Raw genomic sequence first — 23,994 nt, 5'->3', positions numbered from 1 at the left:
GCGCTGGCGCGCTGCATAGAGAGTGGCTCCGCTGACGCTCCGCCAGATTCCCGCGCAAGCGCGGGAATCGAATTCCGCAAGCGGAATTCTGAATGCGTGTCAATTCGCGTAAACGCGAATTGAGGGACTCCCGCAAGCGGGATTCCTGGGGCTGGCAGCAAGGGCGGGTGCATCACGTGCGGGTCTGTGTAGGGCTTGGGATTCCCAGCTACTATCCCTGTAACGGATGTGACGGACCGTCGGACTGACGGACTGACGGGGTGGTGCCGGCCTCGTTGTAGTGACGGGTTCCGCTGCGCTCCACCCTGAACCCCTCCCCCATCGTCTGACTGTCCCAACGTGTTCACCAACGTCCTGTCAGCATACAGGGCAATCGGCCATTCGTGGATGGGATTGAGTCAGGTGTCATCCTCGGGCGCAGAAGTTGGTGTGCGGGTGATGCATCACGAGTCCTGGCTGTGTAGAGTCTGGGATAAGATGCTACACCCTACCGCCGCGCACCTTGCGCCTTGGATTCCATTTCTATTACGCGCTGCATTCCGCGAAAAGGAGAGCACGGGGCATGGCCGTGAAGCTGCGTGATCACCAGATCGAGGCCGTTGCTGCCATTGTGCGGGGTCTTGATGTTCCGCCGGGTGGTATTCCCTGGAATGGTCTTCGTGGGCAGGTGCACGCCGCGTGTGGGACGGGGAAGACGATTATGGCGGCGGCGTCGGCGAGGCGGCTTGTGCCCAGGGGGCGTGTGCTCGTGCTGGTGCCGACGTTGGATCTGCTGGCGCAGACGGTGAGGGCGTGGCACGAGGCCGGCCACAAGGGGCCGGCGGTTGCGGTGTGTTCGCTTCAGGACGATCCGGAGCTGTGGTCGTTGAAGGTGCGCTCCACGACGAACCCGATCCAGTTGGCGCTGTGGCACGGGCAGGGGCCGGTGACCATCTACGCGACGTACGCCAGCCTGGGCGTCCTGGCGGAGGCGTTCGAGGGTGTCTACGGTCAGAAGCTTGATCCAGTAGACCTCGCGGTGGTTGATGAGGCCCACAGGACAAGTGGCTCGATGGGGAAGGCGTGGGCGGACATCCACGACCAGACCGTCATTCCGGCGTATCGGCGGCTGTACCTGACGGCCACACCGCGGATCTGGGAAGAGCGGCTCAACCGGGAGGTTGCTGAGGGGGTGCGGGATCCGCTGCCGCGGAAGATGGCGGCGTCCATGGATGACGAGAAGGTCTTCGGGCCCGTCCTGTACAAGCTCTCGCTCGCGTCGGCCGTGTCGCGCGGGCTACTGGCGCGGTATCAGATCATCGTCCTGGAGCTCCAGGACCCCGTCGTCACGCCCGAGCGGCTGATGGGCGAGGAACGGCACACGGAAGAGGTCCGCGGGCAGCGCCTCGGAGCCCTCCAGGCCGCGCTCCTGCACACGATGGCGCAGCACGGGCTCCAGACCTGCATCACCTTCCACCACCGGACGATAGAGGCACAGGCGTACGCGGAGGGCCTGGAGCGGGTGGCCGCGAAGCTGCACGCCGACCAGCCGGAGATGTACCCGGCTCGGGTCTGGGCGGACTGGCTGTGTGGCGAGCACGTCCCCGAACGTCGGCAAGAAGTCCTGGGCTCGTTCGGGTCCACGGCGCAGCGGGCCGTGCTCTCCAACTGCCGGGTCCTGGGCGAGGGCGTCGACATTCGCGCGGTGGACTCCGTTGCCCTGTTGGACCCCAAGGGGGCGCCGCACGACATCGTCCAGGCCATCGGCCGGGCACTCCGCCAGAAGCCCGGAGAAGGCAAGCTCGCCTCTTTGATCGTGCCGGTGTTTCTCCAGCCCGGAGAGCAGCCCGAGGACATGTTCACCTCAGGCTCCTACCGGCCCCTGGTGAAAGTCCTGGAAGGGCTGCGGGCTCATGATGAAGAGGCCGTCGAGTTGCTGGCGATTCCGCAGGAGCCTCAGAAGGACGTCGCCCAACCGTCCGTGAACATCGGTGTCGCGCCCGCGGAAGGCGAGGATGAATCCCGCCTGCTGCTCCGTTTCGCCGCCCCACGCGACCCGGTGATGGTCGCGGACTGGGTCAGCTTCAACGTGATCGACACCGAACGCCAGGACTGGGCCCGCGCCTGGGCGAAGCTGAAGACATACGTCGAACGGGTCGGGAACGCCCGAGTCCCCTACGGACACCGCGAGGGCGCGACACCACTTGGACAATGGATCGCGGAGCAACGACGCGCCTATACAGCCGGGCAGATGAGCGGCCAACGCGCACGGCGACTCGAACAACTCGGCATGGTCTGGTCCCTGGCAGATGAACGCTTCCAGGAGAACCTGGAAGCCGCTAAGGCCTACTACGACCAGCACTGGACACTCTGCGCTCCCAGGTCCGCAGCGATGCTGGACAGGCCGTTGGGGATGTGGCTCGCGAATTTGCGACGGCCCGGTGCGCTGGACGGACACCCCGAATGGAAGACCGCGCTGGAGGCCGTGGACGAGGACTGGAACCCGGTGTGGCCGGCGGAGTGGCAGCGGCACTACGCCGCGCTGCGCGAGCTGGTGGCCGACGAAGACGGACAGGCCGGTGAGACCGAGGTGCTGCCCGGGTTCACGGTCCACGGCATGGACATCGGGAAGTGGCTGGCCCGGCAGCGCAAGCCGGAGGTCTGGCAGGCCCTTCAGGACGGGCAGCGCGAGCGCCTGGAGCAGCTCGGCATCACGCCGATCGCCCCCAAGCCAGAGACGCCCGCGAAGCCGCCCGCTACGCCCATGAGCGCCTTCGAGCGCGGCGTTGCGGCCCTGGCGCAGTACAAGGCTCGTACGGGCTCGGTGACCGTCCCCAGAACCCATGTAGAGGCGGTCGAGGTCGACGGCCAGGAGCATTCCGTCAAGCTCGGAGTCTGGATCATGAATCTGAAGGGACGCCGCGCGAAGCTCACCGTTGAGAAACTCGCCGCGCTCGCCGCGCTGGGATTGGAATGGGCACGGGAGGGTTAAGAGGTGGGCTAGATTAAGGAGTGGGCTAAGTTTTTGGTTAAGCAGTATCTGGTCCTGACGTGAAGGTGCAGGTAATGGCATCTGAGGAAGAGCTGTTCGCGTCTGTCGACGCTCTGTTGAACGAGGAGCCGCACCTCCCGCCTCCGGCGGAGCGGGCCCGGCTGCGTGAAGCTGCCGGCATCACCCAGGCCCGCCTCGCCACCGCGTTGAAGACGACGACCCAGTCGGTGAAGAACTGGGAGAACGGCCGCTCGGAGCCGAAGTCACCGCGGCTGGATGCCTACCAGCGGCTGCTGAACGGGTGGGCGGCGAAGTATCCGGCCCCCGGTGCCGTCTCGGCAGCCGCGCCGGTGCCAGCGGCGTCTAGTGAAACGGCCGCGTCCGAGGTGAAGACGGCAGACGCCCCGCAGGCTCCCACCGTTCCAGCCACCGGGCCGGCCCGTCCCGCCACCCCGTCGGCCGCGGCATCGCGCCGTCCGGCCTCGAAGAAAGCGGCTCAGCCCGCAGCTGATCCGCGGTTCCCGCATGGTCCGCTCGCGGTGCTGGACGGTGACGGGTCCGCGTACGGCGTCGACGGGATCGTGCTCGACTGCCCGGCGACAAGCGTGGTGGAGCTGGTGGAGTGGACGCTGCGCGAGTCCGGGCTCGGTGCGCCGCGTCTGCACCGCAACGGCAAGGACAGCGACCCGCTGATCGTGCTCACCGCCGCGGCCGCCGTGAAGCTCGGACTGCCCGAGCGCCTGGAGGGCCACGAGCAGCGCCGCTCCCTGCGCTTGCCCGAGGATCACCCGGTGGTCAAGCAGGTGGTGAAGGCGAAGTGGCGGCTCACGCAGCGCGGGTTCGGGCCGTGGGCAAGGATCTACCGCAAGGTCCAGGGGCGTGAGCGGCAGTGCGTGCAGCTGGCGGTCCTGTCGTGGGACGCGCTCGATGAGCGGTCCTGGCCCGGCGTGAGCGAGATGGAGCCGGCCGACGTCGCCCGCGTCCTGGGCATCTATGCCCAGCGGGTCATCACCCCGCGCGGCTCGACGGCCGTGTCCGGGCTGGAGCTGATGACGGCGCTGCGCCCGCCCACCCGCGCGGTGCAGGACCCGCAGACGGGGAACTGGGTGCCCGGCCACAACCCCGGCTCGCTGGGCACAGAGCCGATGGACCCGGCCCCGCCGGAGGCCACCGCCGAACACCCCGTCGTCGTCAACAGCGGCTGGAGCGGCGGGTTCCTGAACGAGGAGGCGTACCAGTGGGTGCGGCCGGTGGACCTGCTCACCGATGACGAGTGTGTGCTGCCCTTCGCCGTCGGCCTGGATCTGAACACGGCGTTCCTCGCGGCCGCGGCCCGCCTGGTCGTCGGGCTGTCGGAGCCAGACCACTTCCGCGCCCCGGCCTTCAACCCGAAGATCCCCGGGAGCTGGCTGGTGGATCTGTCCCACGTCGAGGTGGACCCGCGCCTGCCCTCGCCGTTCACACCGGACGGCACCCGGCCGACGGGACCGGCCTGGTACCAGACGCACACCGTCGCCTACGCCCAGGAACTCGGCTACAACGTCCAGCCCCTCGAGGGGTACCTGCGCCGCGAGACCGGCGCCTACCTCGACCCGTGGCACGACCGGCTCAAGACCGCCTACGTCGACACCCTCGCCGACCTCGGCGTCACCCGAGACCTGAGCGACGCGAAGTTCCTGGCGGCGATGGAACGGCACAAGGACGCCGCCCCGGCGATGGCCGCCGTCCTCGCGGCCATCAAGGCGACCGTCAAGGGCGGCATCGGCAAGCTCCGCGAGCGCCCCCAGGGCAAGAAGTACAAGGAGGGCGAGCGGTGGCCGGCCCTCCAGCGCCCCACCTGGCGCCCCGACATCCGCGCCGCCGTCATCAGCAAGGCCCGCATCAACATGCACCGCAAACTGCGCAACATGGCCACCATGACGGGCCTGTATCCGCTCGCCGTGCTCTCCGACTGCGTCGTCTACCCCTCCCCGGGCGACAGCCCGCTCGACTTCCTCCCCTACGCCGCCAGCGGCAAGCCCCAGCCCGGCGGGTTCCGCCTCGGGCCGACGCCGGGCCTGGCGAAGCTCGAGGGCGTCCAGTCGATGCTGTGGGCGGTCGACCTCATGGAACAGGGCCACAACCCCGCCCGCCACATCAAGGGCGGCGACGCCGTCCTGGACGAAGGCGAGTAGGCGCTGTGGGAGAGATCGAGGACGCCATCGAGCGGGCCAACCGGGAGAGCTTCACCCGCCAGCCGCCCAAGACCCTCAAAGGGCAGATCGGCTACCTGATCCGGCAGTTGGGCAGCGCGAAGGCCGTCGCACGCGAGATCGGGGTCACCGCCGACTCCGTCAACCGCTACCGGCGCGGCGCCCGCAAGCACGCCCGCCCCGACGTAGCCGCGAAGATCGACGACGCGGTACGGGCCCGCTGGCAGCCCCAGGTCCGCAAACGCCGACAGAAACAGGCCGCCACCACCGGCGGGATCACCGTAGAGACGAGGGCCCGGTTCGGGTACACCGCACCGGTCGGCACGACCGACGACGGACGCTTCCGCCGCCTGACCGTGCACCTGCCCCCGGCGTACGCACAGCGCCTCTTCGACGCCCGCAACACCGGCGCCGGCGACCAGCAGATGCGCCAGATCATCGCCGAAGGACTCAAGGAGATCTACTTCCAGGACGGCGGCAGCCGCGCTCTGGGACTCTCCGACGTCACCCTCAACGACATCGACTACCTCGACCTCGACTACTGATCTTTCATCTTCGCGTCCGAGGCTGCCTCGGTGCGGCTTCCGCAGTGGATGGCATCGGGTCGATCGAACTGAGACCGGCCTGCGCCTGCCGAAGGCGTCTGTGCCCTTACCCGCCTCCGAACCTGACCGGCAGACTGCGCTCATGCAGCTGCCCGCCGAAGCCGTTACCGCCACCGTGCTGATCGAGGTCGTACGGATCTCCGCCCTCCCCACCAGGCGGGACGTCCCGTACCCCGGCACCGCGGTTGCTCACTGGGCCGGGAGCGAGGCCGACGCCGCCCTGGCCTTGATCGAGAGCCTGCCCGGCAGTGAACAGCACCGCTGCGGCTTCTCGCCGGGCTGGAGCGTCCGGGCATACGATGACTCTCTCGATCTGGCGTTGTTCGAGGCGGCGTTCTGCTTCACCTGCCACGAGGTCCGCATGCAGGGAACGGCGGTGCCGCCCGCTCTGGCCACGCAGTTCTTCGACCCGGGCGCCCTGTCGGCCCGGACCCTGCTGTCTCTCTTCCGCAAGGAAGCTCCGTAGCCGACCGACTGGATGAGCGTCACGACAGAGGCCCAGGGCGCCTCCGTGCAGCCCGCCGGCCGCGTCATACGTCCCGCTCGTCAGCCGGATCGCCGCCGGTGGCCCGATCCTCGCCAAGGAATCGGTCGAGGACGTGTTCCCCCTCCCCCGCCAACTCGTCGGCGACGGTGAGCTGTTTGTGCTGAAGGTCGTCGGTGACTCGATGATCGAGGCCGCGATCTGCGACGGAGACTGGGTCACCGTCCGCCGCCAGCCCGTCGCGGAGAACGGCGACATCGTCGCCGCCACGCTCGACGGCGAGGCCACCGTCAAGCGCTTCAAGCGTGAGGACGGCCATGTCTGGCTCCTCCCGCACAACTCGGCGTACGAGCCGATCCCCGGCGACGACGCGACGGGGTGGCGGTACTACGGCGCGTCTAACAGCCGCGGCGGGCCAGTGGTGCGGGCGGGCTGAGCCGGGCCTGGGTTATAGCGGATCGACGGTGAGAAGGCGCTGGTCGAGGTCCAGGTGGATGATGCCGCCGTTCTGCTCGCGCAGCTGGCGCCATGCGGTGTAGCCGGTGAGGATGGCGTGCTCCCAGTCGGCGGCGCGGCAGATGCTGACTTCGAGGTGGGCGGTCATGTGGCCGATGGTGGTGAGTAGTTCGTTGTCGATGTGCTTGATGTCGTCGAAGTAGCGGTGGCGGGCGGCGTAGGAGAAGACGAGGGCGGAAATGCCTTCTTCGATGGCAATGGCGCGGCCGCCGTCTTCGGCTTCGTCGGTGTGGGGGCTGCTTTTTCGTTTGCGGCCGAGGAGGAAGCGGGTGACGGGGGACCAGCCGAGGACGGCGGCGTGGGCGAGGTGGAAGGCGTCGTGGAAGCGGTAGTCGTCTTCGATGTGGGAGGCGCTGGTGAGGGGATCGCCAGCGGGGGTGCCGTCTTCGCGGGTGAGGACGATGACGGTACTGCCGTCGTCTCGGGTGGTGGGGGTGAAGGTGAGGGTGGTCTGGCGCGGGAGGCGTTCGTGGTCGGGGAAGTGGTCGTCGAAGCGTGTGTGTTCGGTGTCGGGGGTGGTGCGCCAGCGGTCTTTGGTCTTTTCCAGGCTGGCGGTGGCGATGTCGTCGAGGTCGAGGTCGAAGCGGTGGGCGAGGGCGGCTATGTACCACAGAACGTCGCCGAGTTCTTCGCGTAACTGATGCTTGCCCTGCTCATGGGCGGGCCCGTCGCGCAGGTGTTTCTTGTAGGCGGTGGTGAGGGAGCCGACTTCGCCGGCGAGGCCGAGTAGGGGGATGAGGACGGGGTCGGTGTCCTCGGTGGGGGGTTGGAGGGTTTTGACGGCGGCCTGCTGGTAGCGCTGGAAGTCCACGCCTCACTCCTTGTCTGATCTTGGGACATGTCTGTCGGATTACTCGACGTTGTCGTATCGTAGGACACCGACGTTGGAAATGCAGACGATTGGGAGGAATGCTGAGCACCGTCACACCGGGCATCGACGACATCGTCTCGGTCGTCATCGAGTTCCTGGCCGAACTGCAGGAGAAGCCCGCACCCGAGGTGAGGGCCGAACTCGAGGACGGCGGAGCGGAGTTGCCGGTCGACTCGCTCCTGATCGTGGAGATCCTCACGCGCATTGAGGAGCGCTACTCCATCGCCATTCCTGCCGACCGCCAGTCGGCCGAGGCCACCCGGTCCGTGCAGGCGTTCGCCCGCGCGGTACGGGAAGCCATCATCGAAAGGCAGCAATCGTGACCCCTCCACCCTCCGACGCCCGAGCCCGCGATCCCGAACTCACCCGGCTCGGCGAACGGCTGAAGAAGACCCGCGACTACCTCAACATGTCGCAACAGTTCGTCTCCGACAACACCGGCATCCCCCGTTCGGCGATCAGCGACATCGAGCGCGGCGAGCGGCGTGTGGACAGCCTGGAGCTGAAGAAGCTCGCCCGCCTGTACCGGCAGCCGGTCGCCTACTTCCTTGCCGAGGAAGAGGATGCGGACGCCGGCGAGTACGCCCTGGCTGGACTGCCGCGCGCACTGGCCCAGTTGACCGACGGCGACCAGAAGACGGTGATGGAGTTCGCCGAGTACCTCTCGCTGCGGCGGGCGGCCGAGAAGGAGCAGGAAGACTCCGCAGAACAGGACAGCCAGCAGTGAACTGGGCGGTGGCGCACCGCATCGCCGGGATCGCGGCTGCCCAGGCCCACCGTGATCTGGGCATCGACCGCACCCGTTACGTACCCGTCCACCAGGCATTGAAGAGAGCCGAAGTAGTCGGCATGGCGCAGCCGATGCCACGCCTGTTCGGCGTCTACCTCTCCCCCGCCGACAACGGGCCGGCCGTGCTGCTCAACGCCAATCTGAACATCGTCACGCAGCGGCACACCGCGGCCCACGAGCTCGGGCACCACCAGTTGCGGCACCGTACGGCGGCCGACGACGACCTCAGCCCGGCGCTGCGGTGGGGCAACGGCAGCTGGCCGGACGAGGAGAAGACCGCGGAGGCGTTCGCCGCATGGTTCCTCATGCCGCGCCCGGCGGTGCTGGCCGGTCTCGACCGAATCTGCCGGGGACAGCCGACCAGCCCGGAGCATGTGTACCGGCTGGCAAGGGAGCTGGGCACCTCCTACGCGGGCACCGTGCGGCATCTGCAGAACCTTCGTCTGCTGGATGCCGACCGTGCTCGCCAGTGGGCGAAGATCTCCCTGGCCGCACTGCGCAGTTCCCTGGCGGGCGGGGCGGCCCTGTCTGCGGAAGCCCAGGTCCATGTCGTCACCACGTCATCCCATCGGCAGCAAATACACGTCGACGTCGGTGACGTGCTGACCGTCCGCAGCGCCGGAGCTGCGTTCGTCTCGCTGCCAAAGGGCCTGGCCCTCTGCACGGATGTAAAGCAGGCGGCCGTGGTGACCGACGAGCTGGGCGATCCGGTCGTGCTGGAGGTGTCGGCGGCCGACTGGGACGAGCCGGTCCGGCTGACGGTGGTGCGGGACGCGCCCCGCGCCGGTGTGCACGACGTCTGGCCGGACTGACCACTGCCGCACCGGACTCCTTTTTACCCCGTCGACCGTGCCAGGAGGATTCATGATCAGCTTCGATGTCACCGGCCGTGACGTCACCCGCGCCTGGATCGCCGCCTGCAATGCCCTGGACCGCAAGGACAACCCGTCGCGCACCGGCCTGCACACCGTCGTACGCATCACCGACCCCACCACTGACGACACCGGCTTCCGCACGGAACTGGACCGGCTGCGCACCGCCAAACGGCACGAGCCGATCGACACCGTCGCCGGCACCCTCTTCCCGGCCGGCCTCGCGGCCCGAGCCGCCGATCACGCCGACCTCGTGTCCCGCTACCGCGCCATGTACCCGCGGCTGAAGAAGTTCCCGGGCAACGCGCACGGCACCTACTTCGGCCGCCTAGTCGCCTACCCCGGCGCGAAAAAAACCGACATCGACCAGGTCGGCAACATCATCAGCCGGCTGCGCAAGCAGGCCTCGGGCAAAGGGCCGATGACCGCCGCCTATGAAACGGACCTCGCCCACCCCGACGACGGCGACGTACCGGCCGAGCTGCTCGTGCACGCCGCCGACCGCGACAACCTCTACCGCGGCTTCCCCTGCCTGAGCCACGTCTCCTTCCAGCTGGACCGTGACGGCCGAGTGCACGCCGCCGCGCTGTACCGCAGCCACTACATGTTCGAACGGGCCTACGGCAACTACCTAGGCCTGGGCAGGCTGCTCGCCTACATCGCCGACCAGGCCGACCTGACCGTCGGAACCCTGACCGTCGTGGCCGGGCACGCCCACCTGGACGGGCCGATCACCGCCATACGCCCGCTGCTGAGCGACACCCCGCCCCTGGCCGCATAACACCCACCTCAGCAAGGCGCGTTGATCCCCCACTTGGGCGGGAACCAGGCCGGCACCGGTGCCGTCGAGGAGCGGTAGGTCTGCTTGATACGGCTGCGGCCGCTGATCCCTGAGATCTCCGGGTGGGCGACGCGCGCGTACTTGTCGACCTCGCAGAACAAGTTCTGGCAGTCGATCAACTGCAGCGGACGCCCACGCAACCCTGCAAAGTCCAGGCCCAGGCGGGCGAAGTGCTCGTCCTGGGTGTCGGCCATGTACCGGATGACATCGGCCTCGATGCCGTCGGCGGCCACACCGAAGCACTTGCGGATCCCGTCCCTCGCGCCGGGCCCGGCCACGACGAAGTCCATCTCCGAAAACGGCATCTGTGCCGCGTAGTTGAGGTCGATCACGAACTGGTACGCCAGGAACGGACCGATGGCCGGATAGCCCAGCAGGACTTCGTAGGCATCCCGCAGCGTTGACGCCGCCAGGACCTTCTCCGGGGCGCCGGACGTCATCATCATCTCCAGCAGCCGCAGATGATTGCGGTGCTTGCGCTGCTCCCCCAGCTGCGGCGGCGGCACGATGTAGGCGGCCGAGTACAGCCGCTCCCCCGCCGCGAATGCCCGCGACAGCACCCGGTCAAAGACCCGGTGGTCGTACCCGTCCCACCGCACCTCGCCCAGCTCACCGGTCAGCAGCCGCCACGTGGACTCCTTGTTGAAGACCTTGAACAGCAGGGTGCGGAAGAAGACCTCCTCCCACTCCGGCTCGCCGTCGTAGATGACGTCACCGATCAGGACCTGGCTGACCCGGTCCGCGGCCCGGTAGCAGTTGGTGAACCGGTACCGCGACAGGATCGGATCACTCGTCCACGGCCCCCGCCCACCGGACAGCCGCGCCTCGTACACCGCCTGACGTGCCGCAGCAAAACGCCAGTACGTGTCGAAAACGGGAGTCGGGTGCAGTATCCGCCCCGCAATGCGGATCCCGGCCGCAGCAGCAGCCCCCGAGCCCTCCGGCCTCCGGCGTCCTTGCAGCAGCGTCACCATGCACTCAATATATATTTGATACAGGCTAGTTGGCACGGACAAGGGGGAACCGTGGACCTGCTGTGGCAGCAGCCCCGCCGCAACACACTCGTCACCTGGCCCAACGACGTCGACCAGCGCCTGGACATACTCGTGCGGGCCGCAGTCGCCGCCGGCGAACAGGCTTCCCGCTCCCAGATCCTGGCCGCACTCGTCGCCACCGCCGAAGCGAGCCCCGACGCCGTAGCCGATCTCCTCCACGCCTACCGGCGGCTGCCCACCGATGCCCTGGCCGCGGACAACGAACGCCCCGACCTCCCCACCATCCGCACCCCCGGCCCCACGCGCACACAGTGACTCAGCGGGGGCTTTCCGCAGCTGAAGTTGGGCGGTGACCTCTAGCCTTGTTCAGTCGACCCTCGGAACCCAGCCCACCGGAACACGCCGCCGCCTACCGGCGCCTCGCCCAGCGGCCCACACCGTTCACCAAAATCGAGCCCTTCGCCCGTCAAGCCGATATCGCCCGCGGCATTGTCGTCGGACGCCTCCAGTACGACCGCGCCCTGGACTGGACACACGGCAACAAGCTCAAACGCACCATCGAGATCACCCCCACCGGCGACCTCAAAGCCGACTAGCGACCCCCACCATCTGCACCACCCCCTGGCGGGCTCCGTAAGTCGACTCACAGAGCCCGGCAGAAACTGTTGGCTAGCCGCCCCTCACGCGAGTCACTCGCGTCTGTGGGGCGGAGGTCAGTGTGCTCATGCTCGGTGCGGGTTGTTGTGCGTCTGTGCGGGTGTCGCACTCAGGTACTCAAGTACGGCGTCTTCAGGTATCCGCCAGGATCTGCGAAGGGAGATAGCGAGACCGAGGGCCGCCCGAAGCTCTTGCAAGGTGGAGTCGTCGAGTTCATCGCGACGCAGGAGCCACAGTCGAAGGGCAACCCGACGTCGATGCCGCTCCACGAAAGCGCGTCCTCGCCCCATGTCCTCCGGGCCCCCCGGCACCAAGCATTGGCCTGCGATCAACCAAGGGGCAGGCGCGCAAAACTCTTTGCGGACGGCTGGGCTCAACGCAGTGGCGGCCCACCCCCGCGTTCGCGGGGAGGGCCGCCACCTCAACGAGTCGTCTGGCCTTAGCGTGAAGGCCTCATGGAAGCTGATCTACAAATGCGCTCCTGTGTGTGGACGCGTGACGCGCTGTCGTGTCAGCACCGCGGTCCGCCGGTCGTGTGGTCCAAGTGGGTCAGGAAGTCCTCGATCTCGCGGACCAGGTTCTGTGATCCCTCAGGCATTCGGACGCCAGCTTCTCCCAAGGCGGAATCAAGCCTGTCCGCAATGAGAAGAGGTGAGCATGCGAATGCACTCACGAATGAACGGAATGCTTCATCAGCTTGTTCTCTCTCTCGCCCGCAGCATGCCGATAGCTTTTCTTCGTTCTCGGCATCGAGGACATGGAGATAGTCCAATGCATCCTGATCACCCTTGAGAGCTGCTTTTTTCCACCAGCTTCGCGCTTCATCATCCCTGTCCAGGAACTCTAGGATCTCTGCTACGCGACGTGTTTCCTGTGGTGTTGCGGAGTCATCGATTTCCTTTTTCAGGAGAGAGTGCAGTTCACGGCGCACACCGAGTCGATGATTTCCGCTTCCGGGGGTTTCCGGGCAGGGGGCGGGGGCCGGGGGCCAGCCCGAAGGCTGGCCCCCCTCCGCCTGAACAGGGTTCTCGCCGATCCGAGAACCCTTAGAAACTGCCTGCTCAGAGCCTTCGAGCAGCAGCCACAGGGCGAGGAGCCGGATGGCTCCCCGCTCCTCGGGGTGGTGCGTCCAAGCGGACAGGTGCGTCATACGGTTACCTCCTCGCTGTGATCGTTGATGGACTTCTTCAGGTTGTTGGCGGCGGCTTTGATGTAGCGCTTCACCGACTCCTCCTTAATCTGGAGGCGCTGTGCAACCACGTCAGGGCTGAGGTCCTGCAGAATGCACAGGGTGATGACCTCGCGCTGCCGTTCAGGGAGGCTTTCGATGAGTTCGTCGATGCCTTCCTTAATCATTTCGTAGGCGGCTTCGGGGACTCCGATGCCTGATTCCTTTTCGGGCAGTTCATGGACGGGAACCATGACCATCCGCTTGTTTCGGCGGAACTGGTCGATGACCGCCCGCTTCACCGCGGTGCGGCCGTAGGCGGTCAGGGAACCCTGCCCGGCGGTGAGGAAATCCCACCGCCGGTACATGTTCAGGTAGACGTCCTGCACAGCGTCCTGGGCGCTGTGCAAGTCGCCTGCCTGGACCTGGGCCAGTCGGGAGAACGCCTCGATGGTCTCGAGGACGAAGGACTCGAAGTCCGCTCCCGGGACGGCCTCGCTCACGCAGCCTCCCGCGTGGCGATCGCCCGGTGGCCTGCCGGCTCGGCTGCGTCCTTGCGGAACAGCCACGCCGGCCGTCCCTGCTCGAAGCGGGCCGCGGCGCCGCCGTCGGGCAGGGACTGCGCCATCGCAACCATGGTGGCGCGCTGCTCGCGCTCCGCCCGGGTCTCGATGTGCGCCTTCACAAGCATCTCCACGACACCCTTGGCGCGGCGCATCGCGAAGAACAGCAGGACCAGCACGGGAAGTGACACCCCGCCCGCTCCCACCCAGTACGACCAAGTCATCGACCAGGCCTTCCAGTAGTGACGAACTCGTTGACGAGGGCACAGGGCCCTCATCTCTTACACGCCACAGGAGGGCCAGATCCGGATGCCGGACGGCAAGAATTTTTCCCAACTCCCCCTGCCGACCCGCCCCTCACACTGTTTCCCCAGGTCACAGGGTTGACTGGGCTGGAAGATTGATGCAGATGGGAAGGATCCGCGTCGACTCCAGGCCCCCCGGGGGGCGCGCGGGCTGGGCGGGCGTCTGGCGCTCCGAGACGAGCCGGCACCGGGGCGGCCGCTGAGGGGCGCTTTGATCGCGACGGCTCCGGTCGGCAGGGGTGAGGTGGTCTCGATCTGCTGAGCATCCATTGCGAAAACCCCCGCCGGGACGGCGAACACGAGACCGTGCTGGAGTGACCCATTACCCCGGCCTCCTGCGGATCGCTCCCCTGCAGGGAGAGACGACCTCGTCGCTGATCTGCCGCATCGCGAGCCGCTACGGGCTGGAAGCGAAGGTGTTGCGGTCCTGCTGGCACTGGCGCAACTACCAGCCTGGGCACGACGGCGGGGGCGCTCGGGCCGACGCCGAGGTGCTGCTGAACGCGGCCGGACGGCAGGTACTGACAGCCGTGTGCGGTGTCGAGGAGGACGTGTTGGCGCGGGCGTTGCCGTCCTGGGGACAGGAGGGTGCCAAGCTGCCCGACAGGGAGGACGGAGTGCCGGCGGCGGCGTGGCGGATCGGCGGCGCGGTCGCGGGGCCGGTGGCGTTCGGCTGCCGCCTGTGCGCGGCCCGGCGTACGGGGACGGTCGTGCGGGCGGTGCGATACGCGCCCCGGTGGGAGCGGGTGTGTGTCCGGCACGGGAGGTGGCTCCTGGACGCGGACGCCGACCAGCCCCTTGAGCATCTGGACGTGCGGCACCTGCCGGAAGTGACCGCTGCGCAGCGGCGGTGGGCCGGGGTGGCGCGGCGGGCGGTGCGGGCAGGAGCAGAGCCGGGGCGGGTTTTCGCGCTGGCGCACGCGGTGGTGGCCCGCTGGTGGGAGCAGGCCTTCAGCTGGGAGCGGGAGACGATCTGGCCGCGGCGCCTGCACCAGGTCGCGGGCGGCAACGCCGGGACGGACTTGGAGCGGTGGCGGATCGTGGGGCGGGACGCGGTCGTCTTCCCCGAGGTGGTGGCCGTCGCCGACGCGCTGCTGGACCCGGCCATGGCACAGCTGGCATGGCTCGACAGCGGCGCCGGGCGGCCACGGGCGCTGCCCGCCGACGGGATGTTCTGCCGCCGGCTCGGCGAGCGGGTGGACCGGGACTGGCTGGGGCCGCTGGCCGCGACCGACTACGGCGGCCCGCTGACCTCCTGGATGGGCAGCGTCATCCGCATCCGCCGCGGCGCCGGCGGACCGCCCGGATACGACAACGACCCCTGGTGGCTGCGCCAGGAAAACCAGCCCTCCACCATGGCCGGACAGCTGCGCGTGCTGGGCAAGGAGAAGAAGGCGCCCGGCTCGGGGACGATGTGGCGCTCGGCCGTGCCCGCCGAGCAGCGCGCCCAGATCACCAGCCTCGTCGACGGCGCTCAGGAGCAGCTCATCCAGCTGCGCGGGGCGCAGACCGGTTCGAGTGCGGACGTGGCCCAGCATCTGCTGCGCATCCTCAGCTACAGTGCCGCCCTGCTCGAGAAGGCCCTGCAGCACACTGTCGTGGCGGCCGTGAACGCCGGGGTGCCGCCGCAGGATGTGGCCCAGTGGGCGAAGCTGCCCTCCGGCCCGTTGGCGGACGCGCTCAAGGCCTACCAGGACGCGGGCGACGGATAGGCGCCGGTTCGCCGGGGGTTGGGCGGCCCGGGACAGGTCTTTTGAGGCGCTGGCGTGGTGGCCCGGTATTACCGCATCGCGCGGCGCCACGTGATCGAAACGCGGAAACAGCCCCCGGCCGGCAGCCGGGCCGGTTTGGCTGGGCGGGTGAGCGGCAAGGGTGCGGCGGCCGGGCCTGGCAGCAGGCCGGGACAGGTGGATGTGAACATCGGGGCCGGGTTCGAGGCGGTCTTCCTCGACCCCGTCGGGCAGGCGGTGCAGCAGCGGTGGGCGGACGCCGCCCTCGCGGTCGCGTTCGAAGACCTCGATCCGGTGTCAGCGTTCCCGGTAGTGCCGGGACGGCGGTGGGGGCCGGGGCTGTGGTGGTCGGCCACCACCGGGCGGCACGTGGCCGCCGGATCGAACGCCATGCGTACGCAGCTGATGGCCCTGGACCGCGACCCGCAGGTCACCGGCATGGCCGGACGGCCAGTACGGCTGCTGTGGCGCAACCACCGCGGTCAGGTGCGTTCCTGGGTGCCGCAGTTGTTCGCCCGCTACGTCGACGGCACCGCCCTGCTGGCCGACTGCCCCGGCCGCCCCGACACCGGCGGTGAACGCGCCCTGAAGGCCGCGCAGGCGGTGGCTGCGGCGTGCGCGGACATCGGCTGGAGCTACCGGCGCCTGGCGCCGCTGGATGAGGTGGTGGCGGCGAACCTGAAGTGGCTGGCCGGCTACCGCCACCCCCGCAACCAGGGCAGGCCCAGCCTGATGACGGATGTCCTTGAGGCATTCGCGCGGCCGCGGCCGCTGATCGAGGGCGCCGAAGCGGCCGGCGACCCGATCGAGGTCCTCCCGGCCGTCTTCCACGCCCTGTGGCACCACACACTCACGACAACATTGGAGACGCCGCTGCACGAACGGGTCATCGTCAGTCCGGGCTCCCTCCGTCGGGGCAGTGGCGCAGTGCCCGCCAAAAACCTGCACGATGGCGCCGGCGCTGGGCGTGGCGAGGAGAGCCAGGGCTGCGTCCCCGCGGCCGAGTACCCGGCGTCAGGCGCGGGGCGCGGCGGGGCTGGGCGCGGGGAGGCGGTGTGAACAGCGGCCGGCAGAGCGGCCGGCCTGTGGTGGCGGTCGGGGCACACGTCCGCTTCCGCGGATCGCGGTGGCAGGTCGTCGCCCTGGCCGGGCAGCGCGTCCACCTGGCCGGCGAGGACGGCAGTGACGAGGCGGTGCTCGCCGGGCATCTCTTCGCCGATCCAGGCTTCGCCCTGCTGGGAACGGAGGCGCAGCAGCCTCAGGCGGCGCCGCGGTGGGGGCTGTTCGAGACCGCCCCGGCCGCGGCGCGGGAGAAGGCGCTGGCCTGGCAGCGCCACATCCGGGAAGTCGAGTGCGGGTTGCCCGGCGGGCTGGGCAGCGGCGGGCCGGTGCGGGAGGAGTACGACCCCGGGCAGCACACGCTGGCCGAACGGGAACAGGCCAAAGCAGCAGAGCTGACCGCGCTCGGCTTCGGCCGGGTGTCCCGTACGACGGTGCAGCGCATGCGCCTGGCCTACCGCAAACAGGGCCTGTGGGGGCTCATCGACCACCGCACCACCCGCGGCCCGAGCCCCACCGGGCGGGCCGACGAGCGGGTCGTCGCCGCGGTCAAGGAGGCGCTGCGCCGCCAGCGCGGCCGTTCCAAAGGCACCATCAAAGGGCTGATGCCGCTGGTCGCGCACATCCTTGAGGACCGGCACGGCGGCGCGGTGGCGATGCCGGCGCAGGCCACGTTCTACCGGCTCGTCCATCAGCTCGCCGGCCCCGCCGACCATCCCGCACAGCCGGTGCGCACCCCGCCCCTCACCGAGGACGGACGGGGGCACACGCCCACCGTCGCCCTGCGGCCCGGAGAGCAGGTGCAGATCGATACCACCCGGCTCGATGTCCTGGCCCTGTTCGACGACGGCACCCTGGGCCGGCCTGAGATGACCATTGCGGTAGACGTCGCAACGCGAGCGATCCTGGCGGCCGTGCTCTGTCCGGGCGGCACTCAGGCCGTGGACGCGGCACTGCTGCTGGCGGAGATGGCCGTCCCTCACCCGGCGAAGCCCCCCTGGCCCGACGCCCTGCGCTTCACCCACACCCAACTGCTCCCCCTGGCCCGGTTGCTGACGCTGGACGAGCGACTTCAGGGCGCGGCCGCCCGCCCGGTCGTGATCCCCGAGACGATCGTCGTGGACCGGGGCAAAGTGTTCCTTTCCAGGGCGTTCACCGCCGCCTGCGAGACCCTCGGCGTCAGCGTGCAGCCCGCCCCGCCCTATGCGCCCACCGCCAAGGGCATCGTCGAGCGGACCTTCGGCTCGATCAACACCCTGTTCTGCCAGCACCTGCCCGGCTACACCGGCTCCGACGTCACCCGCCGCGGGCGCGACGCCGAACGCGAGGCGTGCTTCACCCTCGCGCAGTTGCAGGACCTCCTCGACGAATGGCTCGTGCACTACCACCACCGCCCGCACCAAGGGCTGCGCCATCCCGTGCTGCCCAAGGCCGCACTGACACCGAACCAGATGTGGGCCGCCCTCATCTCGGTCGCCGGGTACGTCCCCGTCCCCCTCACCAGGGACGACTACCTCGAACTGCTGCCGGTGCGCTGGCAGGCCATCACCGAACGCGGCATCCGCCTGCACCACCGCACCTACGACTGCGACCTCCTGGCCCCCTACCGCGGGCAGCCCTCCCCCATCACCGCCCGCGGCGGTAAATGGGAAGTCCACACCAATCCCCACGACGCCCGCCAGATCTGGCTGCGCCTGCCCGACGGCACGTTCGCCGAGATCCCCTGGATCCACCGCGCCCACGTCCACCGCCCGTTCAACGAACAGACCTGGCAGCACATCCGCACCACCGTCACCCGCCACACCGACCCCGACAGCCTTGAGGCCGATCTCGCCGACGCCCTCGACCAGCTCATGCGCCGCACCCACGCCGGTAACGCCACCGCAGGCGAACAACGCCTCCTGGCCCGCACCCAGCCTGCCCGAACACCCCTGCCCCCACCGCGCTCCGGAAGCAGCCACCCGAGCGAAACAGAGTCCGGTGCCGGCCCGGCCGGGCCCGGGACGGACACCGACAGCCTCGACGACCTCGACGAGGAACAGGACCTGGACCTGGACGCGGAAGAAGACGACGCCGACGACGGCTCGCCCGCCGTCCCCTACACCGGACTCGGTCTCTACGACGCCCGTGCGGAGGCCCTGAAATGGTGAACACCCGCCCGCCCGCCACAGCCGCCGATCCCGGCAGCAACACCACACCCGACGCCGGCCGAGCGGGGCAGTCCACAGCGGACACAATGACCGCGTCTTGGCCGGTGACCACCTGGCAGGGCTGGCACCACTTCGCCACCACGGCGCCACCCGCCCCGCCACAGCCCGGCGAAGAGCCCCGCAGCCCGGAGGAACGCCTCGACTACCACTCCGCGTTCGTCACCGTCCGCACCCCCGCCATCGACACCCTCGCCACCAGCGTGCGCACCCTGATGATCCTCGGCCGCCACCAGACCACCACCGCACGGCCCTCACTGATCGTCACCGGCCCCGCAGCAGCAGGCAAAACCACCGCCCTGCTCCACGTCGGACGCACCTGCCACCTCGCCCACACCCACCGCACCCCCACCCCGCCCGGCCACCACCCTCACGTACCGGTCGCCTACGTCCTCGTCCCGCCCGGCGCCACCGCGAAGACCCTCACCGCCGAATTCGCCCGCTACCTCGGCATCCCCACCACCACCCGCATGACCCAGGCCCAGATCACCGAAGCCGTCTGCCACACCTACAACACCGCCGGCATTCAACTCGTCCTCATCGACGAGATCCACCGCCTCAACCCCCGCACCACCACCGGCGCCCAAGCCGCCGACCTGTTGAAGGACCTCACCGAACGCATCGGCGCCACCTTCGTCTACGCCGGAATCGACGTCACCGCCACACCCCTGTTCAGCGGCGTGCGCGGCGCCCAACTCGCCGGCCGCGCCACCCTCATCACCTGCGGCCCCCTCCCCGCCCGCCACGGCAACCGGCACCCCTTCACCGACGTCATCACCGACCTCGAAAACGCCCTCGACCTCCAACACCACCGCCCAGGCACCCTCCCCCGCCACCACGCCTACCTCCACCAGCGCACCGCCGGCCGCATCGGCAGCCTCACCCGCCTCATCCGCCAAGCCGCCATCACCGCCATCTGCGACGGCACCGAACGCATCACCAAGAAAACACTGGAAGCCATCCAGCTCGACCACCTCGCCGAAGAAGCAACGCGTCCCCGGACCCGCCGACCGTCCACACCGGCATGATGCGGACGTGAAGAAGACTGGGGAAACGCCGACTGACGATGAATTCGCTGCCGTCCCGGGCCAGGTGTGGGACGTCCTGATCCCCGCCCGTGCCGGCTACCTGGCAGGAGTCTCACCGCACTACGACGAGGTGTTCCACGACGTCGCACAACGGACCGAAGACGCCGGCAGCCTCGGGAAGACGGACATCGCGGCCCTGGTCGTCTGGAAACGGCTCTCCGCACAGACGCCGTGGGTATCGGCGCTCATGTCCCTGCCCGACGCACACGTACGCGAGGTCACCAAGCGGGCCGTCACCGCAGTCCGCGACACCGCGGTACCGCGCAGTGAGGCCGCCCGCACAGGACGCAGCATCATGTGGGAACTGCCCGGCTTCCGTACCGGCGACGCCCTCGCCTCAGCCGCCCTGACAGCAGCGGCACCCACACGGATGGCCGTCTACGACCGCCGCGTCCAACACGCCCTGGACACCCTGGATCTCACCCTCACCCGCGCACCGGGACGCTACGGCCGCTACATGCAACTCCTCGACGACCTCCTCAAGCACGGCGCAGCACCCGCCGACGGCTGGACCGCACGCGACATCGACACCGCCCTGTACTGGACCGGCAAAACCCCCAACCCACCAACCACCGAACCAGGAGCTACCAGCCCCCGACCCCGCCCGAACAGTCCCTCCAACACACCGACACCAGGCCAGGCCTACGACCAGGCACAACACGCCTGAACAGCCAAAACACACCCCAGACCATTAGACGCAGAAGCTACCCGCAACACCCCGGAAATTCCCACTACAACCCACACAACCCCAGGTCAGCCCCACCCAACCCCCGCCAAAGCCCATTCTCAACGAACACCCAACCCCGCAGCTCACACCCCACCCAGCACACCAACTACCCACCCCCGGATCGACAGATCCTCGGCCGCCACCAGCCAAGACGCTGGCCGGGGAGTTCGCCCGCTACCTCGGCATCCCCGTCACCACGCGCATGACCACCGCGCAGATCACCACAGCCGTCTGCCACACCTACACCGCGGCCGGGGTCAAGCTCGTGCTGACCGACGAGATCCACCGGCTCAACCCGCGCACCTCCAGCGGCGCCGAGGCAGCCGACTGGCTCAAGGACCTCACCGAACGCGTGCCCGCCACCTTCGTCTACGCCGGCATCGACGTCACCGCCAGCGCCGTATTCTCCGGGGTGCGCGGGGCGCAACTGGCCGGACGCGCCTCCCTGATCGACTGCGGGGCACTGCCCGCCCGCGCCGGCGGCCGCGAGCCGTTCCGCGAGCTGATCGCCGCCCTGGAACAGGCCCTCGACCTCACCGCACACCGGCCGGGCAGCCTGCCCAGGCTGGCGCCCTACCTGCACGAGCGGACCGCCGGACGGATCGGCAGCCTGGCCCGCCTGATCCGCCAGGCCGCCATCGAAGCCATCCTCGACAGCAGCGAACGCATCACCAAAACACTGCTGGAGACCATCGCGCTGGACCACCTCGCCGAGGAGCACTACCGGCCCCGCACCCCAACGAGCCGCCGCACCCGGCCCAGCAGCCGGTGACCGCCCACACCGCCAGCAGCTCTGCCGTGCGAGCCGGCACCATGTGGCCGTCCGCGCCCGGCGCACTGCGCGTGAGGCCGCTGCCCCGCGAGGCCACCGCCTCCTACCTCACCCGCCTCGCAGCCGCCTACCACCTGAGTGCCGCCCACCTCCTCGACGGCCTGCACATCACCGCCACCGGCACCCCAACGGGCCCGCCCGCCACCGACATCCACCTCAGCACCGAAGCCGCCCGCCGCCTGTCCGCCTTCACCCGCATCCCGCCCGCACACCTCGCCCGCGCACTGCCCCGCCAGCCCCCGCCCGCCGCCATCGGCACGGCCCACGCCGCCACCGCCCGCTGGCAGCCCGCCCAGCCCGCGGTGCAGCCGCTGCCGGCATGCACCGCCTGCACCATCCGCCGCAGCCCGCACAAAGCCGTCCCCGCATGGATCCACCCGGCACCCAGCCCGCCCCGGATCATGATCTGCACCCGCCACCAGCAGGCCGCCAGCGACCCCCGGCACCCCGCACCCCTCGACATCCGCCCCGTCCCCGAACTCACCCGAACCCGCCCAGGCGCCCGCCGCCGTGCGACGACAGCCTCCCTGAGCTGGGCCTCGACGATCACGACGCGGTGGTACGACCACCACCAGCACCTGCACGAGCGCTGGCACACCCGCCTGCAGCGGCTCACCGACGCCAACCCCCACATCCCCTCAGGCCCGGCCTCCCCAGCTCTCACCTGCCGGAACCTGATCACCTACCCCGAGACCCTCACCCTCGCCGCGGCCCTTGACCGCCTGCCCCGGCAACCCCTGACACGCGCGCAGCAGAGCGCCTTCCTCCACCACCTGGCCAGCCGCCTCCAATTGCCCCGCCTCGCACCCGCCGACCACGACCTGCTCTGGCAACGCCTGACCACCCGCTGAAACAGCCCCACACCCTCTCATTGTCCCGGCCCCAGCACACCGCCTGACAACTCCCGTACCTACAGGCGCGCCAATTACCCTGCGCAAAAATCGGCACCACACTCAGCTCACTGCGCAGCACAAACAGCCAGCTCAGCCCACATACCACCGGTCGTCGGCGCCTCGGCCCCGCGTAAGCCTGGACCACGGAAGGGAAATGCCACTCTGACCTTCCCCTCGTAGCGTAGAGACCGTGACTGCAGGGGAAGTTGGGAGTCATGGCGGGCAAGAGACGGAAGTTTGACGCGGAGTTCCGTGCGGGGGCTGTGCGGATCGTGACCGAGACCGGCAAGCCGATCACGCAGGTGGCGAAGGACCTCGGGATCAACGAGACCACGCTGGCCAGTTGGGTGTCCCGGGCCCGCAGGGCGGGAGGGGCCGAGACGGCTGGTGAGAGCGAGGAGCTCGCGCGGCTGCGGCGGGAGAACGCGCAGCTGAAGAAGGACAACAAGGAGCTGGCCATGGAGCGTGATGTGCTCAAACGCTGCATGGTCTTGTGGGTGAAGTAGCTGCGGCGGACCCGGCCGCAGTGGTCGGGGCGATCAGCGACTGCAAGACCGAGGAGAACATTCCGCATCGCATCGCCTGCCGGGCACTCGGGGTGTCGGAGGCGTGGTTCTACAAGTGGCGCCGCCGCCCGGCCGAGCCGACGAAGCGTGAGGTCAGAAGGACTGCCCTGGCCGAGCGGATCCGCTGCTTCTTCGACCGCTCCGGCCAGACGTACGGCTCCCCGAGGATCACGTTGGATCTGTGGGAGGAGGGCTGGCAGGTGTCGCAGAACACCGTCGCCGAGATCATGGCCGAGCTCGGCCTGCAGGGCCGCAAGCCGCCTCGTCGACGCCGCTCGCTGACCCGCCCCGGCAAGCGGAAAGCCGCCCCTGACCTGGTACGACGCAAGTTCGACGCCATCGCGCCCGACGTGCTGTGGTGGGGCGACATGACGGAGATCGACACCGGTGAGGGCACGCTCTACCTCGCATCCGTCCACGACGCCTTCTCCCGCCGCGCTCTGGGCTACGCGATGGGCGAGCGGCACGATACCGCGCTGGTCAGCGCCGCCCTGCAGATGGCGATCGCGACAAGAGACGGCCAGGTCGACGGCGTCATCTTCCACACGGACCGCGGCAGCGAATACACGTCCGAGGCGTTCCAGCAGCTGTGCGGCCGCTGGGGCGTGGTGCAGTCCATGGGGCGCGTCGGGTCCGCCCTGGACAACGCCGCCGCGGAGTCGTTCCACTCCGTCCTCAAAGTCGAGTACGTCCACCGGCACACGTTCCGTACGCGGGCCGAGGCCCGGCTGAAGACCGCGACGTGGATCGCGGACTTCTACAACACCAAGCGCCGCCACAGCGCGGCCGGCGGGAAACCGCCCGCTGAGTTCGAACGGATCATCCAGGAAGCGCGAGCCCGGACCGATCAGGAAGGCCAGGCCGCATAACCAACGTCTCTACGAAAACTGGGGATTGACAGTCAGCGAGGGACGGCCAACTGCCAGGAGTCGCCGGATTTCTGCCACGGTGAGCGGTGCAAGAGCGCCGCCGCCCATTAGGTGTGGGCGAGCATGGCCAGGGTGATGGGCTACCACACCGGCCACCACGAGCGATGCCCAGGTCGCGCCCGGCATCCACTCC

Annotated in this window: 24 protein-coding genes and 1 pseudogene; 20 read left to right on the top strand and 5 right to left on the bottom strand. The window is 69.1% G+C overall.

Going from position 1 to position 23,994, the window contains the following annotated elements; all coding sequences use genetic code 11:
* Positions 1–562 precede the first annotated feature (562 nt).
* The 5 genes and pseudogenes from OHT21_RS44535 to lexA form a co-directional block, all read left to right on the top strand.
* Positions 563–2,971: a DEAD/DEAH box helicase gene (locus tag OHT21_RS44535; RefSeq protein ID WP_328765985.1), complete on the top strand. Its 2,409-nt coding sequence runs from the start codon at positions 563–565 to the stop codon at positions 2,969–2,971.
* A 74-nt stretch (positions 2,972–3,045) separates the two neighbouring features.
* Positions 3,046–5,145 carry a telomere-associated protein Tap gene (tap, locus tag OHT21_RS44530; protein WP_328765986.1) on the top strand — a complete coding sequence of 700 codons (2,100 nt, stop codon included), beginning with the start codon at positions 3,046–3,048 and terminating at the stop codon, positions 5,143–5,145.
* A gap of 5 nt (positions 5,146–5,150) precedes the next feature.
* Entirely contained in the window at positions 5,151–5,708 is a 558-nt protein-coding gene (gene tpg / locus OHT21_RS44525) for a telomere-protecting terminal protein Tpg (RefSeq protein WP_328765987.1), read from the top strand.
* Positions 5,709–5,850: 142 nt separating this feature from the next.
* A complete protein-coding gene (locus OHT21_RS44520) occupies positions 5,851–6,234 on the top strand; it encodes a hypothetical protein (protein ID WP_328765988.1) in 384 nt (127 codons plus the stop codon).
* A gap of 55 nt (positions 6,235–6,289) precedes the next feature.
* A pseudogene (gene lexA, locus OHT21_RS44515) lies at positions 6,290–6,688 on the top strand (transcriptional repressor LexA); the annotation flags it as partial.
* Positions 6,689–6,700: 12 nt separating this feature from the next.
* Here the strand turns inward: lexA and OHT21_RS44510 are convergent.
* A complete protein-coding gene (locus tag OHT21_RS44510; RefSeq protein WP_328765989.1) occupies positions 6,701–7,579 on the bottom strand; it encodes a nucleoside triphosphate pyrophosphohydrolase family protein in 879 nt (292 codons plus the stop codon).
* A gap of 98 nt (positions 7,580–7,677) precedes the next feature.
* Between OHT21_RS44510 and OHT21_RS44505 the strand changes: the two genes are divergently transcribed.
* The 4 genes from OHT21_RS44505 to OHT21_RS44490 are packed head-to-tail and all read left to right on the top strand — an operon-like array spanning position 7,678 to position 10,082.
* A complete protein-coding gene (locus OHT21_RS44505) occupies positions 7,678–7,962 on the top strand; it encodes an acyl carrier protein (protein ID WP_244173642.1) in 285 nt (94 codons plus the stop codon).
* Positions 7,959–8,366 carry a helix-turn-helix domain-containing protein gene (locus tag OHT21_RS44500; RefSeq protein ID WP_328765990.1) on the top strand — a complete coding sequence of 136 codons (408 nt, stop codon included), beginning with the start codon at positions 7,959–7,961 and terminating at the stop codon, positions 8,364–8,366. Before OHT21_RS44505 ends, OHT21_RS44500 begins: the two co-directional genes overlap by 4 nt.
* The gene (locus tag OHT21_RS44495; RefSeq protein ID WP_328765991.1) at positions 8,363–9,241 is read left to right on the top strand and encodes an ImmA/IrrE family metallo-endopeptidase; all 879 of its coding nucleotides are present in this window, start codon (positions 8,363–8,365) and stop codon (positions 9,239–9,241) included. Before OHT21_RS44500 ends, OHT21_RS44495 begins: the two co-directional genes overlap by 4 nt.
* 52 nt (positions 9,242–9,293) lie before the next feature.
* Positions 9,294–10,082, top strand: a complete 789-nt coding sequence (locus tag OHT21_RS44490; protein ID WP_328765992.1) for a thymidylate synthase — start codon at positions 9,294–9,296, stop codon at positions 10,080–10,082.
* A gap of 8 nt (positions 10,083–10,090) precedes the next feature.
* Here OHT21_RS44490 and OHT21_RS44485 read toward each other — a convergent pair whose 3' ends face one another.
* Complete coding sequence (locus OHT21_RS44485; RefSeq protein ID WP_328765994.1) at positions 10,091–11,116, bottom strand: nucleotide kinase domain-containing protein; 1,026 nt, start codon at positions 11,114–11,116, stop codon at positions 10,091–10,093.
* A gap of 51 nt (positions 11,117–11,167) precedes the next feature.
* Here OHT21_RS44485 and OHT21_RS44480 point away from each other — a divergent pair, with 51 nt between their 5' ends.
* Together OHT21_RS44480 and OHT21_RS44475 are read left to right on the top strand one after the other, a co-directional pair.
* Positions 11,168–11,452 carry a hypothetical protein gene (locus OHT21_RS44480; RefSeq protein WP_266082906.1) on the top strand — a complete coding sequence of 95 codons (285 nt, stop codon included), beginning with the start codon at positions 11,168–11,170 and terminating at the stop codon, positions 11,450–11,452.
* A 47-nt stretch (positions 11,453–11,499) separates the two neighbouring features.
* A complete protein-coding gene (locus tag OHT21_RS44475) occupies positions 11,500–11,733 on the top strand; it encodes a hypothetical protein (protein ID WP_328765995.1) in 234 nt (77 codons plus the stop codon).
* A 572-nt stretch (positions 11,734–12,305) separates the two neighbouring features.
* On the opposite strand, the gene OHT21_RS44470 is transcribed toward OHT21_RS44475, so the two are convergent.
* The 3 genes from OHT21_RS44470 to OHT21_RS44460 are packed head-to-tail and all read right to left on the bottom strand — an operon-like array spanning position 12,306 to position 13,716.
* Positions 12,306–12,944: a hypothetical protein gene (locus OHT21_RS44470; protein WP_328773917.1), complete on the bottom strand. Its 639-nt coding sequence runs from the start codon at positions 12,942–12,944 to the stop codon at positions 12,306–12,308.
* Entirely contained in the window at positions 12,941–13,465 is a 525-nt protein-coding gene (locus OHT21_RS44465; protein WP_279543638.1) for an RNA polymerase sigma factor, read from the bottom strand. Before OHT21_RS44465 ends, OHT21_RS44470 begins: the two co-directional genes overlap by 4 nt.
* Positions 13,462–13,716 (bottom strand): hypothetical protein, encoded by a 255-nt coding sequence (locus OHT21_RS44460; protein WP_306504403.1) that lies wholly within the window; start codon positions 13,714–13,716, stop codon positions 13,462–13,464. Before OHT21_RS44460 ends, OHT21_RS44465 begins: the two co-directional genes overlap by 4 nt.
* A gap of 428 nt (positions 13,717–14,144) precedes the next feature.
* On the opposite strand from OHT21_RS44460, the gene OHT21_RS44455 reads away from it, so the two are divergent.
* The 9 genes from OHT21_RS44455 to OHT21_RS44415 all read left to right on the top strand — a co-directional run bounded on the left by OHT21_RS44455 (position 14,145) and on the right by OHT21_RS44415 (position 23,801).
* Positions 14,145–15,542, top strand: coding sequence for a DNA-binding protein (locus tag OHT21_RS44455; RefSeq protein WP_328766000.1), 1,398 nt, complete (start codon positions 14,145–14,147; stop codon positions 15,540–15,542).
* A 195-nt stretch (positions 15,543–15,737) separates the two neighbouring features.
* The gene (locus tag OHT21_RS44450) at positions 15,738–16,619 is read left to right on the top strand and encodes a TnsA-like heteromeric transposase endonuclease subunit (RefSeq protein ID WP_328773918.1); all 882 of its coding nucleotides are present in this window, start codon (positions 15,738–15,740) and stop codon (positions 16,617–16,619) included.
* Positions 16,616–18,769, top strand: coding sequence for a Mu transposase C-terminal domain-containing protein (locus OHT21_RS44445; protein WP_328766001.1), 2,154 nt, complete (start codon positions 16,616–16,618; stop codon positions 18,767–18,769). Before OHT21_RS44450 ends, OHT21_RS44445 begins: the two co-directional genes overlap by 4 nt.
* A gap of 104 nt (positions 18,770–18,873) precedes the next feature.
* On the top strand, positions 18,874–19,854 hold the full coding sequence (locus OHT21_RS44440; RefSeq protein ID WP_328773919.1) for an ATP-binding protein: 981 nt from the start codon (positions 18,874–18,876) through the stop codon (positions 19,852–19,854).
* 7 nt (positions 19,855–19,861) lie between these two features.
* A complete protein-coding gene (locus OHT21_RS44435; RefSeq protein WP_328766002.1) occupies positions 19,862–20,581 on the top strand; it encodes a hypothetical protein in 720 nt (239 codons plus the stop codon).
* A gap of 115 nt (positions 20,582–20,696) precedes the next feature.
* Positions 20,697–21,413 carry a TniB family NTP-binding protein gene (locus tag OHT21_RS44430; protein ID WP_443050707.1) on the top strand — a complete coding sequence of 239 codons (717 nt, stop codon included), beginning with the start codon at positions 20,697–20,699 and terminating at the stop codon, positions 21,411–21,413.
* Positions 21,414–21,439: 26 nt separating this feature from the next.
* The gene (locus tag OHT21_RS44425) at positions 21,440–22,324 is read left to right on the top strand and encodes a TniQ family protein (RefSeq protein WP_328773916.1); all 885 of its coding nucleotides are present in this window, start codon (positions 21,440–21,442) and stop codon (positions 22,322–22,324) included.
* A 257-nt stretch (positions 22,325–22,581) separates the two neighbouring features.
* Positions 22,582–22,872, top strand: coding sequence for a transposase (locus tag OHT21_RS44420; protein ID WP_328770698.1), 291 nt, complete (start codon positions 22,582–22,584; stop codon positions 22,870–22,872).
* Positions 22,860–23,801, top strand: a complete 942-nt coding sequence (locus tag OHT21_RS44415) for an IS3 family transposase (RefSeq protein ID WP_328773915.1) — start codon at positions 22,860–22,862, stop codon at positions 23,799–23,801. The genes OHT21_RS44420 and OHT21_RS44415 overlap by 13 nt, the downstream gene beginning before the upstream one ends.
* The last annotated feature ends 193 nt before the right edge of the window (positions 23,802–23,994 follow it).

The sequence above is a fragment of the Streptomyces sp. NBC_00286 genome, assembly GCF_036173125.1.
Lineage (GTDB): Bacteria > Actinomycetota > Actinomycetes > Streptomycetales > Streptomycetaceae > Streptomyces.
The sequence above is the reverse complement of the archived record's forward strand: the minus strand, read 5'-3'. Positions and strand labels throughout refer to the sequence as shown.

Coding starts and splice junctions, on each gene's coding strand:
- OHT21_RS44520 (WP_328765988.1), top strand. CDS start 5,851: ATGCAGCTGCCCGCCGAAGCCGTTACCGCCACCGTGCTGATCGAGGTC.
- OHT21_RS44420 (WP_328770698.1), top strand. CDS start 22,582: ATGGCGGGCAAGAGACGGAAGTTTGACGCGGAGTTCCGTGCGGGGGCT.
- OHT21_RS44535 (WP_328765985.1), top strand. CDS start 563: ATGGCCGTGAAGCTGCGTGATCACCAGATCGAGGCCGTTGCTGCCATT.
- OHT21_RS44490 (WP_328765992.1), top strand. CDS start 9,294: ATGATCAGCTTCGATGTCACCGGCCGTGACGTCACCCGCGCCTGGATC.
- tap (WP_328765986.1), top strand. CDS start 3,046: ATGGCATCTGAGGAAGAGCTGTTCGCGTCTGTCGACGCTCTGTTGAAC.
- OHT21_RS44485 (WP_328765994.1), bottom strand. CDS start 11,116: ATGGTGACGCTGCTGCAAGGACGCCGGAGGCCGGAGGGCTCGGGGGCT.
- OHT21_RS44470 (WP_328773917.1), bottom strand. CDS start 12,944: ATGACGCACCTGTCCGCTTGGACGCACCACCCCGAGGAGCGGGGAGCC.
- OHT21_RS44505 (WP_244173642.1), top strand. CDS start 7,678: ATGCTGAGCACCGTCACACCGGGCATCGACGACATCGTCTCGGTCGTC.